The organism is Rhodococcus sp. TAF43 (assembly GCF_052113525.1).
In the GTDB taxonomy this organism is placed as follows: domain Bacteria; phylum Actinomycetota; class Actinomycetes; order Mycobacteriales; family Mycobacteriaceae; genus Prescottella.
The window spans coordinates 57,417-71,704 of sequence record NZ_JBFRDL010000022.1 but is presented as its reverse complement, the minus strand read 5'-3'; the positions used below and the strand labels follow the sequence as shown (position 1 = coordinate 71,704).

The following is a 14,288-nucleotide window of genomic DNA, read 5'->3' as shown; positions in this document are numbered from 1 at the left end:
ACGGCTCCCGCCTGCCACCTCACCCTCCGAAAACCCTGAGACTCTTCAAGCCTCGGACCACTCACCGAGTGGTACCGGACAGCGAATTTGCCGCGCGCACAACCGCCTCGGCGTCTGCGATATGGTCGGTGGCGAATCCATTGTCAGGGGAGGACAATTGTGACGACCATCTACCTTGCTTGTCTCGCCATGGGTCTCGTGGGGATTGTCGGGACACTTGTCGTCGGCGAGACCGGATCGGATGTCGGTGACACAGACGGAGGAAGCGGGCTGCCGTTTCTGAGTCTGACCACCGTCGCGACTGCACTGTTCGGTGTAGGTGTCGGCGGCAGCGGCGCGAGTGTGGCGGGCGGGAGTGGCCTCGTTGCCGCGCTCACCGCGACTGCCGGCKCAATCGTTCTGGTCGGTCTCACCCGAGGTGTGCTGTTGCCGTATCTACTGCGGCAACAGTCCAACTCCCACATCGGACGGCAGACCTACATCGGTCTCGTCGGCACGGTCACCATCCCGATCGCCCCCGGAGGTTGGGGTGAGGTCGCGTTCACCGACACCGAAGGCAACCGGGTCCGCGCGCGAGCAGTATCGGCCGAAGCTGTGATGCTTCCCGTCGACGCGCGGGTCTACATCGGCGATATCGATGCCGACAACGTTCACGTCGTGGCCGTCCCCGACGATCTCGCATCGGATTCTCCACTGCACAAATCGAACTGAGGAATCTTCATGGTGACAGTCGTGGCCGCCATTGTGGTGGCTCTGGTGATCTTCATCGGATTACCGCTCGTGTACGTCCGGAATTACATCAAGGTGCCGCCGAACGAGGTCGCGGTCTTCACCGGCCGCGGCAAGCCGAAGGTCGTCCGCGGCGGCGCGCGCTTCAAGATCCCCGGCATCGAGCGGGTCGACATCATGTCGCTCGAGCCGTTCAACGTCAGCATCAACCTCCAGAACGCGCTGTCCAACGACGGCGTACCGGTGAACGTCGAGGCCGTCGGCCTGGTGCGCATCGGATCCGCCGACGAGGCCGTGCAGACCGCGGTCCAGCGGTTCCTGACCTCCGATCTCGACGAACTGCGCCGACAGATCAACGAGATCCTGTCCGGGTCGCTGCGCGGCATCACCGCAACCATGACCGTCGAGGATCTGAACTCGAATCGCGAGACCCTCGCCCGCAGCGTCGTCGAGGAGGCCGGTACCGACCTCGCCCGCATCGGTATGGAGGTCGACGTCCTCAAGATCGCCGGGATCAACGACCACAACGGATATCTCGAGTCCCTCGGGCAGCGGCGCATCGCGGAGGTCAAGCGTGACGCCGCCGTCGGCACCGCCAACGCCGAACGCGACGCGCAGATCCAGTCGGCCAAGGCCCGACAGGAGGGCGCCGTCGCGCAAGCCGAAGCCGATACCGCCATCGCGACTGCCAACCAGGCGCGCGACGTCGAACTCGCGAAGCTGCGCGCCCGGACCGAGGCGGAGAACGCCGAAGCGGACCAGGCCGGACCGTTGGCCCGCGCGACCGCCGAGAAGGCCGTCCGCATCGCGCTGGAGCAGGCCGAAGCGGCACGGGTGGAGGCTCGGATCGAGGTCGAACAGCGGCGCGCCGAGCAAGCCAAGGCGGCGCTCGAAGCCGACGTCATCGCCCCTGCGGAGGCGGAGCGTCAGGCCGCGGTCGCCCGCGCCGAGGGCGAGAAGCAGGCCGCAATCCTCAAGGCCGACGCGAACGCCGAGGCCGCTCGCCGCTCCGGAGCCGCCCAGGCGGACTCCCGCAAGCTCGCGGCCGATGCCGTGCGCGCCGAACAGCAGGCCGAGGCCGACGGCATCAAGGCCCGGCTGGGTGCCGAGGCGGAAGGCCGCAAGGTGTCCGCCGACGCGCTGCGCGCGGAGCAGCAGGCCGAGGCCGACGGTTTGCGTGCCCGGCTCGAGGCCGAGGCCGACGGCAAGCGGAAGGTCGCAGAGGCCCTCAACGCGTACACCCCTGCCGCGGCCCAGATGCTGATGCTCCCCGACGTCCTCGCGGCACTCGTCGAGGCCACCGAGGCAGCAGCGAAGCCAGTCGGTGACATCGACCGGATCTCCATCGTCGGCAGCGCCGACGGCGTGTCCGGCAGCGTCGGCTCCATCCTCGGCATCAGCCCGTCGACGATCGCCGGAGTCATCGAGACCCTCGAATCCTCGGGCATCGACATCACCGGCATTCTCAATTCGGTCGGGCACCACCCCCAGCAGGGCGCACCGACGGATATCTCGCCCACGGTGGCGACGGCACGCGTACCCGTGAGCGCCGGCAGCAACGGCGTGAGCGACACACCTGGCGCGTGACCGCATACGAACGGCCCGCGCCACGGATTGTGGTGGGCGGGCCGTTCGTGTTCGGTCCCACCGGTCACGGCAGCGCCGGTACCGGCCCGTCGTCCGGCCCCGGCACCACCACCGTGGTCTGGGACGGCAGCAGCGGGCTGACCGCGAACGCCCCGGCGACGGCGTCCGCGGGCAGCGCCTCGACCGCGCGCGCGRTCGGGGTCGCGGCCAGTGCCCGCAGCTGCGCGAGCGAACCGCGGACCACCGCACCCACCACACACGTGCACCCCGTGGACAGGCGCGCCGCCGAGTACGCCATGACCTGCGACTGCCGGTCCACGCCTGCCCCGGCCATCGACAGCCGCGCCGACGCCACCGTGGACGCGCGTTCGACGGATTCCCGATTCGCCGCGACCGGGATCGTGACGATCGGTGTCTGCACCCGCTCGATCGGCACCCGGAACATCACCTGGGACACCCTCAGGTCGCCCACGGTGTCGAGCAGGGTCGACGCCGTCGCCGGCGCATCCAACGACACCAACGCCCAGTGCTCCGCGCCGGCGTCGGGCACCGCGTCCTCGACCAGTGACGCGTTCGCACGGTCGAGATACGCGGCGACCGGCTCCCCGGCGTCCGGGCCCAGCCTGTCGGTCGACACCCGCGCCGGGGGCACCGGGTTCGCCACCCCGAGCGCGACGACGGTACCGGTGAGCGCGACCGCCGCAACGATGGTCGGCCACCTCCGCGAACTCATCTCACGTGCCCCGCAGAACTCCGAGCGCGTGCTGCAGATCCTTCGAGTAGTCGCTGGTGATCTCCACCCAGTGACCGTCCGCCGGATGTGCGAACCCGAGGGAGCGCGCGTGCAGCCACTGACGTTCCAGGCCCAGACGCTCGGCCAGGCGCGGATCCGCACCGTAGGTGAGGTCACCGCAGCACGGGTGCCGCAGCGCCGAGAAGTGGACCCGGATCTGATGGGTCCGACCCGTCTCCAGGTGGATGTCGAGCAGGCTGGCCGCCTGGAACGCCTCGACAGTGTCGTAGTGCGTGATGCTCGGCTTGCCGTCCGCGGTGACCGTGAACTTCCAGTCATTGCTGCGGTGCCGGCCGATCGGCGCGTCGATCGTGCCGCTGCTCGGATCGGGATGGCCCTGCACGAGTGCGTGGTAGCGCTTGTCGATGGTGCGCTGCTTGAACGCGCGCTTGAGCACCGTGTACGCGCGCTCCGACGTCGCGACCACCATGACGCCGGACGTGCCGACGTCGAGACGGTGCACGATGCCCTGACGCTCGTGCGCCCCGGACGTCGAGATCCGGAAGCCCGCCGCGGCGAGGCCACCGATCACCGTCGGGCCGGTCCAGCCGACGCTCGCGTGAGCCGCGACTCCGACCGGCTTGTCGACCGCGACGATGTCGTCGTCGGCGTAGAGGATCTCCATCCCCTCGACCGGTTCCGCCTCGATCGTGAGCGGACGCGGCGGCTCGGGCAGCTCCACCTCGAGCCACGTGCCGGCGGACAGCCGATCGGACTTCCCGACGGCGGCACCGTCGATCCGGACCGCGCCTTCCTCCGTGAGCACGGCCACCGCGGTGCGCGAGAGTCCCAGCAGGCGCGCCAGTCCGGCGTCGACCCGCATGCCCTCGAGTCCGTCGGGAACCGGCATCGATCGTGTCTCCCTCATGCCGCATCCCCCTTCCGCGAGGTCTCTGTCGTCGCGTCAGTCTTCGTGCCGCTCGGTTCGATTCCGAACAACGTGAGCGCCACCAGCAGGATCGCACCGCACACGATGGACGAGTCGGCGACGTTGAACACCGGCCACCAGCCCACCGAGACGAAGTCGACGACGTGACCCTGCAGCGGTCCCGGCGAGCGGAAGAGTCGGTCGATCAGGTTGCCGAGCGCGCCGCCGAGGACCAGGCCCAGGCCGAGCGCCCACCACGGCGAGCTGAGGGTCCGGCCGATCTTGATCACGCCGATCACGACACCGACCGCGACCAGCGTGAGGAGCCACGTCATTCCGGTCGCCATGGAGAAGGCGGCACCCGGGTTGCGGATCAGGGTCAGGGTGACCGTGTCGCCGATGATGCGGACCGGATCCCTGGGATCGATCAGCGCGACGGCCAGGACCTTCGTCACCAGATCGAGGGCGAACACCACGACCGCGACGGCGACGAGCAGGAACATGCGACGCGGGCCGCGCGGTGCCGCCTCGGCGTCGCCGCCCGACGACGCCTCGACGGGATTGTCGGGGTCCGGTACGGGCTGATCGGGAATGGGTTTACCTTTCACGGCGCGGTCGTCGCTGTCGGTGCGGTCGTCACTCACTCCGCCATCATCCCCTACCCGGGAGACAGACCGGTCATCCCACCCGCGCCGACTAACCTGTTGGCGTGCCACTGCCGTCGAAACTCTTTCGTCCCGGAACCGCGCTGATCGCGGTCACCCTCTCCCTCACCGTCCTCGTCACCGGGTGCGGAAGCGGCGGCGATGCCGCCCCGTCCAGCCCCGATGCGGTCGGTGCCGCGTCCGACGAGGTGACGGTCCCGGTGACGGCCGCCACCACGGAGATCGTCGACGCGGGAGCCGAGCCGCGGAGTGTGGTGCAGTTCCGTCCCCCGCAAGGCACCCGGCAGCAGGCCCGGCTGGTGACCACCGGCACCGTCCAGCAGCAGATCGACGATCAGCCCGCACAGGATTTCTCCAGCCCGGAGTTGACGATGCCGCTCACCGCCCTGGTGACGCAGGGGGCGTCCGACAGCACGCCGGCCACGACCACCGATCTGACGCTCGGAACCCTCACCACGGCGGACGACGCGACGAACGAACTCCTTTCGCCCGCAACCGATTCGCACGCCGGGTTCACGATGAACCTGTCGGGAGCGATCACTGCGCTGCGGCTGCGTCCGGACCCCGACGCCCAGAACAAGGCCCGGTCGATGATCGAGCAGGCGTTCTACCAGGCCGTCTACCGCACCGTCGCGTTCCCGGAGCAGCCGATCGGCGTGGGCTCGGTGTGGACGATCCACCAGCAGGTGATGAGCGCCGTCGCGCTGAACCAGGTGACCACCGCAACCCTGACCGCACGCGACGGCGATCGGCTCACGATCGATGTTCGGGTGGCGCAGTCCCCGCAGTCACCCGTCTTCGAACTCCCGAACGGCGCGGGAACCCTGAACGTGGATTCGTACTCGCTGCAGGGCTCCGGTCGTGTCGTCGTCGATCTGGGCAAGCCCCTGCCCGTCGACGGTTCGATCAGCGTCGAGGGCACCCAGTCGTTCAGCGACCCGTCGGACGCGATGAGACTGCGTCAGACCACCAGCGAGCGGGTCGAGTGGTCCGCATGACGCGGCGCCGCTACCCCCTCGTCGCAACGGTCACAACGGTCACAACGGTCGCGGTGGTCGGGGCCGTACTGTCCGCGTGTGGATCGTCGGACGAGCCCGCGCCCGCAGCCGTCGATCTGGGCCCCGTGGTGACCGCCCCGGCATCGGCGCCCGGGACGGGGCCGATCACGGACTCCGCGGTGCTGAAGGCCGCCCTCCTCACCGCCGCGGATCTGCCGCCCGGCTTCGCACCACTGCCCGATCCCGTCGACGACCTCGGTCTCGCACCGGATCCGGGCAACGCAACGGACCGCTCGCGCACCGATCCCACCGGATGTGCGAGCGTCCTCGACACCGTCTCCCGCCAGGTTCCCGGCGCGGCCGCATCCGCCGAGGAGAACCTCGCGGGTCCGGGATTCGCCAGCGTCGACGTGGACGCGGCCGGCTACGCGGGCACGGCCGCCGCCGATGCCTTCGCGACCGTCCAGTCCACCTTCCGTGACTGCACGACCTACACCGGTACCGATTTCGACGGCACGCCCGTGCAGTACCGCCTCGATCCCCTGCAGCAGCCGGCCGTCGGTGACGCGTCGACCGCGGTCCGGCTCACCACCACCAGCGAGGGATTCACGCTGGTGTCCGACGCCGTCGTCGCGGTCGTCGGCTCGACCGTCGTACAGGTGGTCGCGACCGGACCGGACGCCGCGAACGGCGACCTGCTCACCGGGCTCGCGCGCACGACGACCGACCGTATTCGGGTGGCGTCGCAACCGAAGTAGGTGCGCCCGGCACACGAACGCCGATGCCGGCGCCACCCGAGGAGGGTGACGCCGGCATCGGCGTGACGTACGGAACTGCTACGCGGGGCAGGCCGGCGAGGTCAGGTTGGCCATCGTGACCAGCTGGCACGCGTACTGCTGCGACATCTTCCAGACGCCGTCCTCGGCGACGAAGTCGACGGTGGCCGGGTTCGCCTGGCCGTTGACGGTCAGCGTGACACCGGCGGTTACGGTCTCGTCACCGGTCGGCGTGACGTCGACGACCTCGATGCCCGCGTTGGCGTCCTTGGCGGCCTTCGCGACCTGGTTGATCAGTTCCGGATCCGCCTCGGCGCCCTGAACCAGCTGGACCTTCTGGTCCAGCGGGACGCTCTCGTCGAACGCCTTCGCGAGAGCCGCATTGAGCTCGGCCGGCGTGGGCGGGGCCAGCGCCGGCGTCGCGGCGGCAGCGGTGGTCGTGGTGGCCTGGGCGGTGGTGCGCTCGCCGCTGCCGCCGTCGTCCGAGCAGGCGGTCATGGTCAGGGCAGCCGCGATCGCCACGCCCGCGATGGTCATCTTCCGAAGCTTCAAGTCTTCGTCCTTTTCTTCTCGGTCGAAAATCGTTCACGGCTCAGCCGGGATGCACATCCACTCTCCCAGCTATGACGCCAGTTCACAGCAAGCGTACCGGGATGAGGCGGACCTCACCCGAGGCTGTCGAGCGGATCGGCCACATCCAAGTCCCCCGTGGTGTCCTCGAAGGTACGCGACTGCCCCGGTCCGCTGCTACGGGTCTCGAACCGAACCGTCACCACGCCGTGTCCAGCGCCCTGCACCCAGCCGTGTCCGTACTCGGGGTGCGACACGTCCAATCCGGGATGCCACCGGGGCCGCGACTCGGAAGCCGCACGGTCCGACGAAACGTCCTCGAGTCCACCACTTTCCGACACATCCTCACCCTGGTCCAGCTCGGGGAACAGCGACCCCTGGACCACCGCGGACAACCCACCGAAGCCCACGCCCACCAGGCGGATCGGACCCAGTTCGAGCGGGTCGATCGCCTGGCGSTGCGCCGTCGCGGTGAGCGTCTGCAGATCGGTCGTCGCGTACGGCAGCGTGATCGATCGGGTCACGATGCTCATATCCGACTTACKGAGTTTCAGGACGACGGTGCGGGCCGCGCGGCCGTCCCGCGCCAACCGCCTGTGCGCCGCGGCGGCGCTCGACTCGACGGCCCGCCGCAGCTCGGACAGTGTCACGATGTCCTGCGCGAAAGTCGTTTCGGCACTCACCTGTTTGGCGTCGGCGCGTTCCGCGACCGGACGGTCGTCGATGCCCCGGGCCAGCCGCTGCAGACCCGGTCCGATCGTCGTCCCGAGAATGGATGCCACCTCGGCCTCCGGCAGCGCCGCGAGGGCGCCGACGGTCTCGATCCCGAGCCGCTTGAGCTTCTCCTCCGCGACGGGACCGATACCCCACAGCTTGCGCACCGGCAGCGCCTCCAGCAGGGCCTGCTGGACGTCCGGGGACACCACCGTGATCCCGTCCGGCTTGGCCAGACCGGACGCGATCTTCGCGACCTGCTTGCCCGCGCCGGCGCCGATCGAGGCGACCAGCCCCGTCTCGGCGAGAACCAACGCCCGCAGCTCTTCGCAGTAGCGCTCCACCTCGGCCTTGCCGGCACCGGCGAGCTCGGCCGGTTCCCCGAACGCCTCGTCGAGCGAAAGCTGTTCCAGCACAGGCATCCGCACCCGCAGCGCCTCGAACACCTCCCGGCTCACGTGCCCGTACAGCCCACCGCGGGGCGGCAGCACGACGGCCGACGCCCCCACCAACCGGCGCGCCTGGTGCATCGGCATGGCCGAGCGCGCGCCGAAGACCCTCGCCTCGTAGCTCGCCCCCGCAACCACTCCCCGACCGCCGAGGCCGCCCACGAGCACGGGACGACCCCGCAACGTAGGACGGGTCAGCTGCTCGACGGATGCGAAGAACGCGTCCATGTCGAGATGCAGGACCCACCGGCGGCTGCGTGTGGGGTCGGCGGAGTCCATGGATGAAAAATACGCCGAGCGGACGACAGGCCCCGTCGAGGCCTTCGGCTATGCGGTGGGCGTCGCCGACGGCTGCCCGTCCGCCCGGACGGTGCCGGCCTCGGCCGTGCCGCGCGGCACGGTGAAGGTGGCGGCCACGCACGCGATCGCGACGGCGAAGCACGCGATCGTGTACCAGAGGCTGCCGATGGGATCCCCGTTGCTCGTGACGCCGTCGACCGCCCCGAAGAAGTCCGGCAACGCGCTCAGCCACAGCACGCCGAGCACCGCGATGTACACGATGGAGTAGATCCGGACGAAGTCGTTCGAGTAGGCGGGGACGTCGGACGTTCCCGCGCGCAGCCGCGACCACTGCTTGTACAGCAGCGGAATCGCGACGACCGTGACCGCGACCAGTTCGGCGGCGTAGAGAACACCCCGGACCGTGTCGCTGCCCATCCCGAAGACCGTCGCCGGGAGCGGGAGGACGAACACACCGACCGACGCCGCGAGACCGACCACGATTGTGCGCCAAACCAACCCGAGTCCGGAGAAGTGCCGGCCGTCGTCGACGTGGCGTCCGACGAAGAACTGCACGCACAGGGCCAGCGACATCGGCCACAGCGCCGCGAACACCACGACGCTCGGCAACGGAACCGAATCGAAGAAGGGCAGGTTGACCTTGTTGTCGAGGGTCCACTCCCACCACCGCAACTGCGGACCGAGCTGGTCGAACATCTCGTAGAACGCGTGGTGCACGAAGCCGACGCACACCGCGCCGAGGAACACCCCGTAGCGCCGGAACACCCCGAGCATCCGGACGATCTCGAACGCCAGCGTCGCCATCAGCGGATAGATCGCGACGATGTACAGCGGCAGTCTGCCCCACAGGAATTCGACGGTGAACCCGTTGTGCGCGAACATCGTGCCCAGGTATTCCTCCGTGCCGAACGTGGCCGGGAAGTAGATCGGCGGCTCGATCACGAAGAGGAAGGCGGTGGCACCGAACCACAGCACCAGGTTGGTGGGATCGCCGTGCCGCCGCAATCGCAGAATCGCGTACAYGAGCGCCAGCACCGCGCCGAGAACGATCGTGAACTCCAGGACCGGCAGCGTCCAGTTCTCCAACGCACCGGGGTTGCGGAACTCGACGAGCCCCCCGGCCTCGTCACACGAGAAGCCCAGCCGGGTGGCCAGATCCTCGAACGTGGGTGAACACAGATCCGACATCAGTTCACCGCCTTCGACGACACCGACTCGGCGGAGTACCAACGCGTGCAGTCGTAGCCGTCGTCGTAGCGGGTGAACCACTCGCCGGCGAGCACGGGCAGGTTCTCGTGCGTCGGGTCGTGGCCGGGCAGCTGGCTACGAACGGCGCCGCGCAGAGCGGTGAGCTGCTCGCCGAGGGCCAGGCCGTCGAACGCGCGCGGCATCGGCCCCTTGGTCAGGTAGGGCGCGAAGCTGGTGAGCACCCGCTGCTTGGTGCGGTGCCGGGCAAACATCGACATCGAGTCGACCTTCCGCTCGGACAGCGGAACGTGCTGGTTGAAGCCGGCGCATGCGATCCGGATCGACTTCATCACGTGCGCGAAGATCGACGGCGCCATCCGCATCCGGTACATCTCGTTGCCGACGAGCGAGTTGTAGATGATCAGCGCGGAGCCGCGGTGCTCGACCTCTTCGACGAAGTGCCAGAGGAACAGCGAGGCGACCCGGTCGTCGCCGGGCGCGAACAGTGTGGCCGCGTTGTCGAGCATCAGCTTGAACACCGGGGTGAAGGTCGCCTCGAGGTCCGCGGTGTACGCGAGGCGGTAGTCGATCGAGGTGCGCTCGGTGAGCAGATCGAACTCGCCGATCACCGCGTCGAGCGTGTTCTGCAGGCCGGGGTAGCGCCGGATCAGCCCGTTCACGTGCTGACGGTGCGCGGTCGAGTGGTGGCCCTCCTGACGCATGAACGCCACCGCCTCCTCGGCGACCGCCGGGTCGGTGATCAGCGGCTTGGCCTGCAGGATGAGCTTCACGATCATCTTCTCGTACCGGTACTTCCCCAGCACCGACGCCCTCCTCCGCGCCGCCGCCATCGCCTCGGTCGACGGGTTCCTCGACCGCCTGACGGCGCACGTCCGGGGACGGGCGGACCCGGCCGACGCCCTGACCGAAGCCGTGGTCTACACCCTCGACGAACTGCCCCGCACCCCGCACCTGGGCATCATGCTGTCCGGTTCGCACTCCCACACCGAGGGAATCACGTCGGACGAGGCGCCCACCTTCGGGATGACGATGATCCGACGCTTCGACGTCGACTGGGATCGGCACGGGTACGACGAACCGTCTCTGCGCGAACTCGTCGAGTACCTGCTGCGGACAATGCAGTCGTTCTTCGTCTCCCCCGGAAACCCTCCACGCGGCGAGCACGAACTCCGGCGGTACCTACGCCGCTGGATGGGCGCCGCGATCAGCGCCCAGACGACAGCACACACGACGAAGCCCTGAGGAACCTACGGTCCCTCAGGGCTTCGTTCGCGAAGCGTCGCTACCCGATCACGCCTTGGTGACCGTGGCGCGCACGCCCTCACCGAGTTCGACGACCGCGTCCCCGGAGACGTCGCCGAGTTCGAGTGTCGTCGCCAGGACCTCGCCCGCGATCAGATCGCGGTGCCGCTGTGCCCAGTCGAGACGATCCGCGGGAACCTGCAGCGTCACCGAGATGCGATCGGAGACATCGAGACCCGCCGCACGACGCGCGTCCTGCAGTTCACGGATGCGGTCCTTGGCCCAACCCTCGGCCTCGAGTTCCTCGGTCACCTGCGAGTCGAGTACCACCAGACCGGCGCCGTCGGGCAGGGCCGCCGTCGACTCGGGCTCGGCCGCGACCAGCCGCTGCGTGTACTCCTCGGGGAGCAGCGCGATTCCCGCGGCAGGAGCGGAGCCTGCGGAGCGACCCGGCCACACCGTGACCACACCGTCCGTCTCGGACCAGTCGCCCGCCTTGACCGCCTTGATGACGGTCTGCACGTCCTTGCCCAGGCGCGGACCCGCGGCCCGGGCGTTGACGACCAGCTCGAAGCGACCGTGCACGTCGACGTCGTCGGTGATGTCGACCTTCTTGACGTTCACCTCGTCGGCGATCAGGCCCAGGTACGGGCGCAGCCGATCGGCGTCGGGTGCCGCGACGGTGACCTCGGGCAGCGGCAGCCGCACCCGAAGGTTCTGCGCCTTGCGCAGACCCAGCACCGTCGAGCAGACGCCCCGGACATCGTCCATCGCGGCAACCAGCTCCGCGTCGGCCGGGAGCTCGGACGCCGTCGGCCAGTCCGTCAGGTGCACCGACCGGCCACCGGTCAGGCCCCGCCAGATCACCTCGGTCGCCATCGGCAGCAGCGGCGCCGCCAGACGGCTCACGACCTCGAGCACCGTGTGCAGGGTGTCGATCGCGTCCCGGTCCTCGTCCCAGAACCGGTTGCGCGAGCGTCGCACATACCAGTTGGTGAGCGCATCACAGAACGTGCGCAGCTCGTCGCACGCGCCGGCGATGTCGGTCGCCTCGAGCGCATCGGTGATCGCGTCCCGCGTCGCGGCGAGCTTGGCGAGGATGTACCGGTCGAGCACGTTCGACGAGTCGGTCCGCCACTGGCCGGGCTTGGACGCGTACAGCTGCAGGAAGCTCCAGGCGTTCCACATCGGCAGCAGCGCCTGTCGGACACCCTCGCGGATGCCCTGCTCGGTGACCACCAGGTTGCCGCCGCGCAGGATCGGCGACGACATCAGGAACCACCGCATGGCGTCGGAGCCGTCGCGGTCGAAGACCTCCTTGACGTCCGGGTAGTTGCCCTTGGACTTGCTCATCTTCAGGCCGTCGTCGCCCAGAACGATGCCGTGTGCGGCAACGGTTCTGAACGCAGGGCGGTCGAAGAGAGCGGTCGCGAGCACGTGCAGGTTGTAGAACCAGCCGCGGGTCTGCCCGTTGTACTCGACGATGAAGTCGCCCGGGTAGTGCGTCTCGAACCAATCCTGGTTCTCGAACGGGTAGTGGACCTGAGCGAACGGCATCGACCCCGACTCGAACCAGCAGTCCAGCACCTCGGGAACGCGACGCATCATCGACTTGCCGGTCGGGTCGTCCGGGTTGGGACGGACCAGCTCGTCGATCATCGGCCGATGCAGGTCGGACGGACGGGCACCGAAATCGGCCTCGAGCTGGTCGAGCGAGCCGTAGACGTCCACGCGCGGGTAGGCCGGGTCGTCCGAGATCCACACCGGGATCGGGCTGCCCCAGTAGCGGTTACGGCTGATGTTCCAGTCGTGGGCGCCGGCGAGCCACTTGCCGAACTGCCCGTCCTTGATGTGCTCGGGCACCCAGGTGATCTCCTGGTTGAGCTCGACCATGCGATCACGGAACTTGGTCACCGCAACGAACCACGACGGCACGGCCATGTAGATCAACGGCTGGCCCGAACGCCAGCTGTGCGGGTACGAGTGCTCGATCGTCTCGTGCCGCAACAGCTTTCCGGCAGCCTTGAGGTCCTTGATGATGACCGGGTTGGCATCGAACACCTGCAGGCCCTCGTACGGCGGCACCATCGAGGTGAACTTGCCACCCGGATCGAGCGGTTGGACGATCTCGATGCCGTTCGCCGTCGCGCACTCCATGTCCTCCTCACCGAAAGCCGGTGCGAGGTGGACGATTCCGGTACCGGAGTCGGTGGTGACGTAGTCGGCCGACAGCACGCGGTGCGCGTTGGCGTGCCCCTTGTCGGGGCCGTGGAAGAAGTCGAACGGCGGCGTGTAGGTGAGGCCGAGGAGCTCAGCGCCCTTGTACTCGCCGAGGACCTCGGGCGACTCGCCGAGCTCACGCGCGTAGTGGCCGACACGGGCGGCGGCGAGCACATAGCGCTTGCCGTCGGCGCCGAGCACCTGCACGTAGTCGACGTCGGGGTGCACCGCGATCGCCAGGTTCGACGGCAGCGTCCACGGCGTCGTCGTCCAGATCAGGGCATTCGCACCGTCGAGCGGCGAGCCCGGGGCAGTCAGCACCATGTCGACGGTGACGGCCGGGTCCTGCCGCATCTTGTACGCGTCGTCGAGGCGAGTCTCCTGGTTCGACAGCGGCGTCTGCTCGTACCAGCTGTACGGGAGCACCCGGAAGCCCTGGTAGATCAGACCCTTGTCGTAGAGCTCCTTGAACGCCCACATCACGGACTCCATGAAGTCCAGATCCAGGGTCTTGTAGTCGTTGTCGAAGTCGACCCAGCGCGCCTGACGGGTGACGTAGTCGCGCCACTCGTCGGTGTAGCGCAGCACCGACTGCTTGCAGTACGCGTTGAACTCCGCCAGACCCATCGAGTCGATCTGCGACTTGTCCTTGATGCCGAGCTGCTTCTCGGCCTCGAGTTCCGCGGGCAGACCGTGGCAGTCCCAGCCGAAGCGCCGGTCGACCTTCTTGCCGCGCATCGTCTGGAAACGTGGCACCAGATCCTTGACGTAGCCGGTGAGGAGGTGGCCGTAGTGCGGCAGACCGTTCGCGAAGGGCGGGCCGTCGTAGAAGACGAACTCCTCGGCACCGTCACGGTTCGCGATACTCGCCCGGAACGTGTCGTCCGCATCCCACGCTGCGAGCACCTTCTGCTCGAGCGCCGGGAAGGACACACTTCCAGTGGCGCGTTCACCGACGAGATCGACGCGCGGGTACGCGTCGTTCGTCTGGGGAGGGGTGGATTCGTTACTTGTCACCGCGCGGCTCCTCGTGCCCAACTACCGGCACGGGGACGACGACGGCGCCCTGTGCGCCGCTACCGCGGTACCACCCCGCTTGCTCGTCGCCACGTTCGCGAGACGAGCCACTCGATCAAGGCTGTGACGGGCCCACCCGTTCGGTTCTACT

General features: G+C 68.7%; 12 protein-coding genes and 1 pseudogene. 5 read left to right on the top strand and 8 right to left on the bottom strand.

Annotated elements, in window-relative coordinates; translation table 11 throughout:
- Positions 1–159 precede the first annotated feature (159 nt).
- Both AB4Z09_RS15435 and AB4Z09_RS15430 read left to right on the top strand, forming a co-directional pair.
- Complete coding sequence (locus tag AB4Z09_RS15435; RefSeq protein WP_442240106.1) at positions 160–711, top strand: NfeD family protein; 552 nt, start codon at positions 160–162, stop codon at positions 709–711.
- Positions 712–720: 9 nt separating this feature from the next.
- On the top strand, positions 721–2,316 hold the full coding sequence (locus AB4Z09_RS15430; protein ID WP_114719310.1) for a flotillin family protein: 1,596 nt from the start codon (positions 721–723) through the stop codon (positions 2,314–2,316).
- A gap of 64 nt (positions 2,317–2,380) precedes the next feature.
- Here the strand turns inward: AB4Z09_RS15430 and AB4Z09_RS15425 are convergent, their stop codons facing one another.
- Genes AB4Z09_RS15425 through lspA form a run of 3 tightly spaced genes read right to left on the bottom strand, consistent with a single transcriptional unit; the run spans position 2,381 to position 4,480 of the window.
- Positions 2,381–3,049, bottom strand: coding sequence for a hypothetical protein (locus AB4Z09_RS15425; protein ID WP_442240105.1), 669 nt, complete (start codon positions 3,047–3,049; stop codon positions 2,381–2,383).
- A 1-nt stretch (position 3,050) separates the two neighbouring features.
- Positions 3,051–3,977 (bottom strand): RluA family pseudouridine synthase, encoded by a 927-nt coding sequence (locus AB4Z09_RS15420; RefSeq protein ID WP_442240104.1) that lies wholly within the window; start codon positions 3,975–3,977, stop codon positions 3,051–3,053.
- Positions 3,974–4,480 carry a signal peptidase II gene (gene lspA, locus AB4Z09_RS15415; protein WP_217487225.1) on the bottom strand — a complete coding sequence of 169 codons (507 nt, stop codon included), beginning with the start codon at positions 4,478–4,480 and terminating at the stop codon, positions 3,974–3,976. The genes AB4Z09_RS15420 and lspA overlap by 4 nt, the downstream gene beginning before the upstream one ends.
- Positions 4,481–4,686: 206 nt before the next feature.
- Between lspA and AB4Z09_RS15410 the strand changes: the two genes are divergently transcribed.
- Both AB4Z09_RS15410 and AB4Z09_RS15405 read left to right on the top strand, forming a co-directional pair.
- Positions 4,687–5,640 carry a hypothetical protein gene (locus tag AB4Z09_RS15410; RefSeq protein ID WP_174910980.1) on the top strand — a complete coding sequence of 318 codons (954 nt, stop codon included), beginning with the start codon at positions 4,687–4,689 and terminating at the stop codon, positions 5,638–5,640.
- A complete protein-coding gene (locus tag AB4Z09_RS15405) occupies positions 5,637–6,398 on the top strand; it encodes a hypothetical protein (protein WP_174910982.1) in 762 nt (253 codons plus the stop codon). The genes AB4Z09_RS15410 and AB4Z09_RS15405 overlap by 4 nt, the downstream gene beginning before the upstream one ends.
- Before the next feature lie 78 nt (positions 6,399–6,476).
- Here AB4Z09_RS15405 and AB4Z09_RS15400 read toward each other — a convergent pair whose 3' ends face one another.
- The 4 genes and pseudogenes from AB4Z09_RS15400 to AB4Z09_RS15385 form a co-directional block, all read right to left on the bottom strand.
- Positions 6,477–6,953, bottom strand: coding sequence for a hypothetical protein (locus tag AB4Z09_RS15400; protein ID WP_254623005.1), 477 nt, complete (start codon positions 6,951–6,953; stop codon positions 6,477–6,479).
- Positions 6,954–7,081: 128 nt separating this feature from the next.
- The gene (locus tag AB4Z09_RS15395; protein ID WP_442240103.1) at positions 7,082–8,428 is read right to left on the bottom strand and encodes a DNA polymerase IV; all 1,347 of its coding nucleotides are present in this window, start codon (positions 8,426–8,428) and stop codon (positions 7,082–7,084) included.
- Between the two features lie 48 nt (positions 8,429–8,476).
- The gene (locus AB4Z09_RS15390; protein WP_442240102.1) at positions 8,477–9,637 is read right to left on the bottom strand and encodes a hypothetical protein; all 1,161 of its coding nucleotides are present in this window, start codon (positions 9,635–9,637) and stop codon (positions 8,477–8,479) included.
- Positions 9,637–10,443, bottom strand: a pseudogene (locus AB4Z09_RS15385) (metal-dependent hydrolase); the annotation flags it as partial. The pseudogene AB4Z09_RS15385 and the gene AB4Z09_RS15390, both read right to left, overlap by 1 nt.
- Here AB4Z09_RS15385 and AB4Z09_RS15380 point away from each other — a divergent pair.
- Positions 10,418–10,900: a TetR family transcriptional regulator gene (locus tag AB4Z09_RS15380; RefSeq protein ID WP_254622546.1), complete on the top strand. Its 483-nt coding sequence runs from the start codon at positions 10,418–10,420 to the stop codon at positions 10,898–10,900. The pseudogene AB4Z09_RS15385 and the gene AB4Z09_RS15380 sit on opposite strands and share 26 nt — an antisense overlap.
- A 48-nt stretch (positions 10,901–10,948) precedes the next feature.
- On the opposite strand, the gene ileS is transcribed toward AB4Z09_RS15380, so the two are convergent.
- Complete coding sequence (gene ileS, locus AB4Z09_RS15375; RefSeq protein ID WP_174910994.1) at positions 10,949–14,137, bottom strand: isoleucine--tRNA ligase; 3,189 nt, start codon at positions 14,135–14,137, stop codon at positions 10,949–10,951.
- Between the last annotated feature and the right edge of the window lie 151 nt (positions 14,138–14,288).

Bases quoted from the DNA above. Each gene is read 5' to 3' on its own strand.
- AB4Z09_RS15430 (WP_114719310.1), top strand. From the start codon at position 721: ATGGTGACAGTCGTGGCCGCCATTGTGGTGGCTCTGGTGATCTTCATC.
- AB4Z09_RS15420 (WP_442240104.1), bottom strand. From the start codon at position 3,977: ATGAGGGAGACACGATCGATGCCGGTTCCCGACGGACTCGAGGGCATG.
- lspA (WP_217487225.1), bottom strand. From the start codon at position 4,480: ATGTTCCTGCTCGTCGCCGTCGCGGTCGTGGTGTTCGCCCTCGATCTG.
- AB4Z09_RS15405 (WP_174910982.1), top strand. From the start codon at position 5,637: ATGACGCGGCGCCGCTACCCCCTCGTCGCAACGGTCACAACGGTCACA.
- AB4Z09_RS15400 (WP_254623005.1), bottom strand. From the start codon at position 6,953: ATGACCATCGCGGGCGTGGCGATCGCGGCTGCCCTGACCATGACCGCC.
- AB4Z09_RS15380 (WP_254622546.1), top strand. From the start codon at position 10,418: ATGAGCTTCACGATCATCTTCTCGTACCGGTACTTCCCCAGCACCGAC.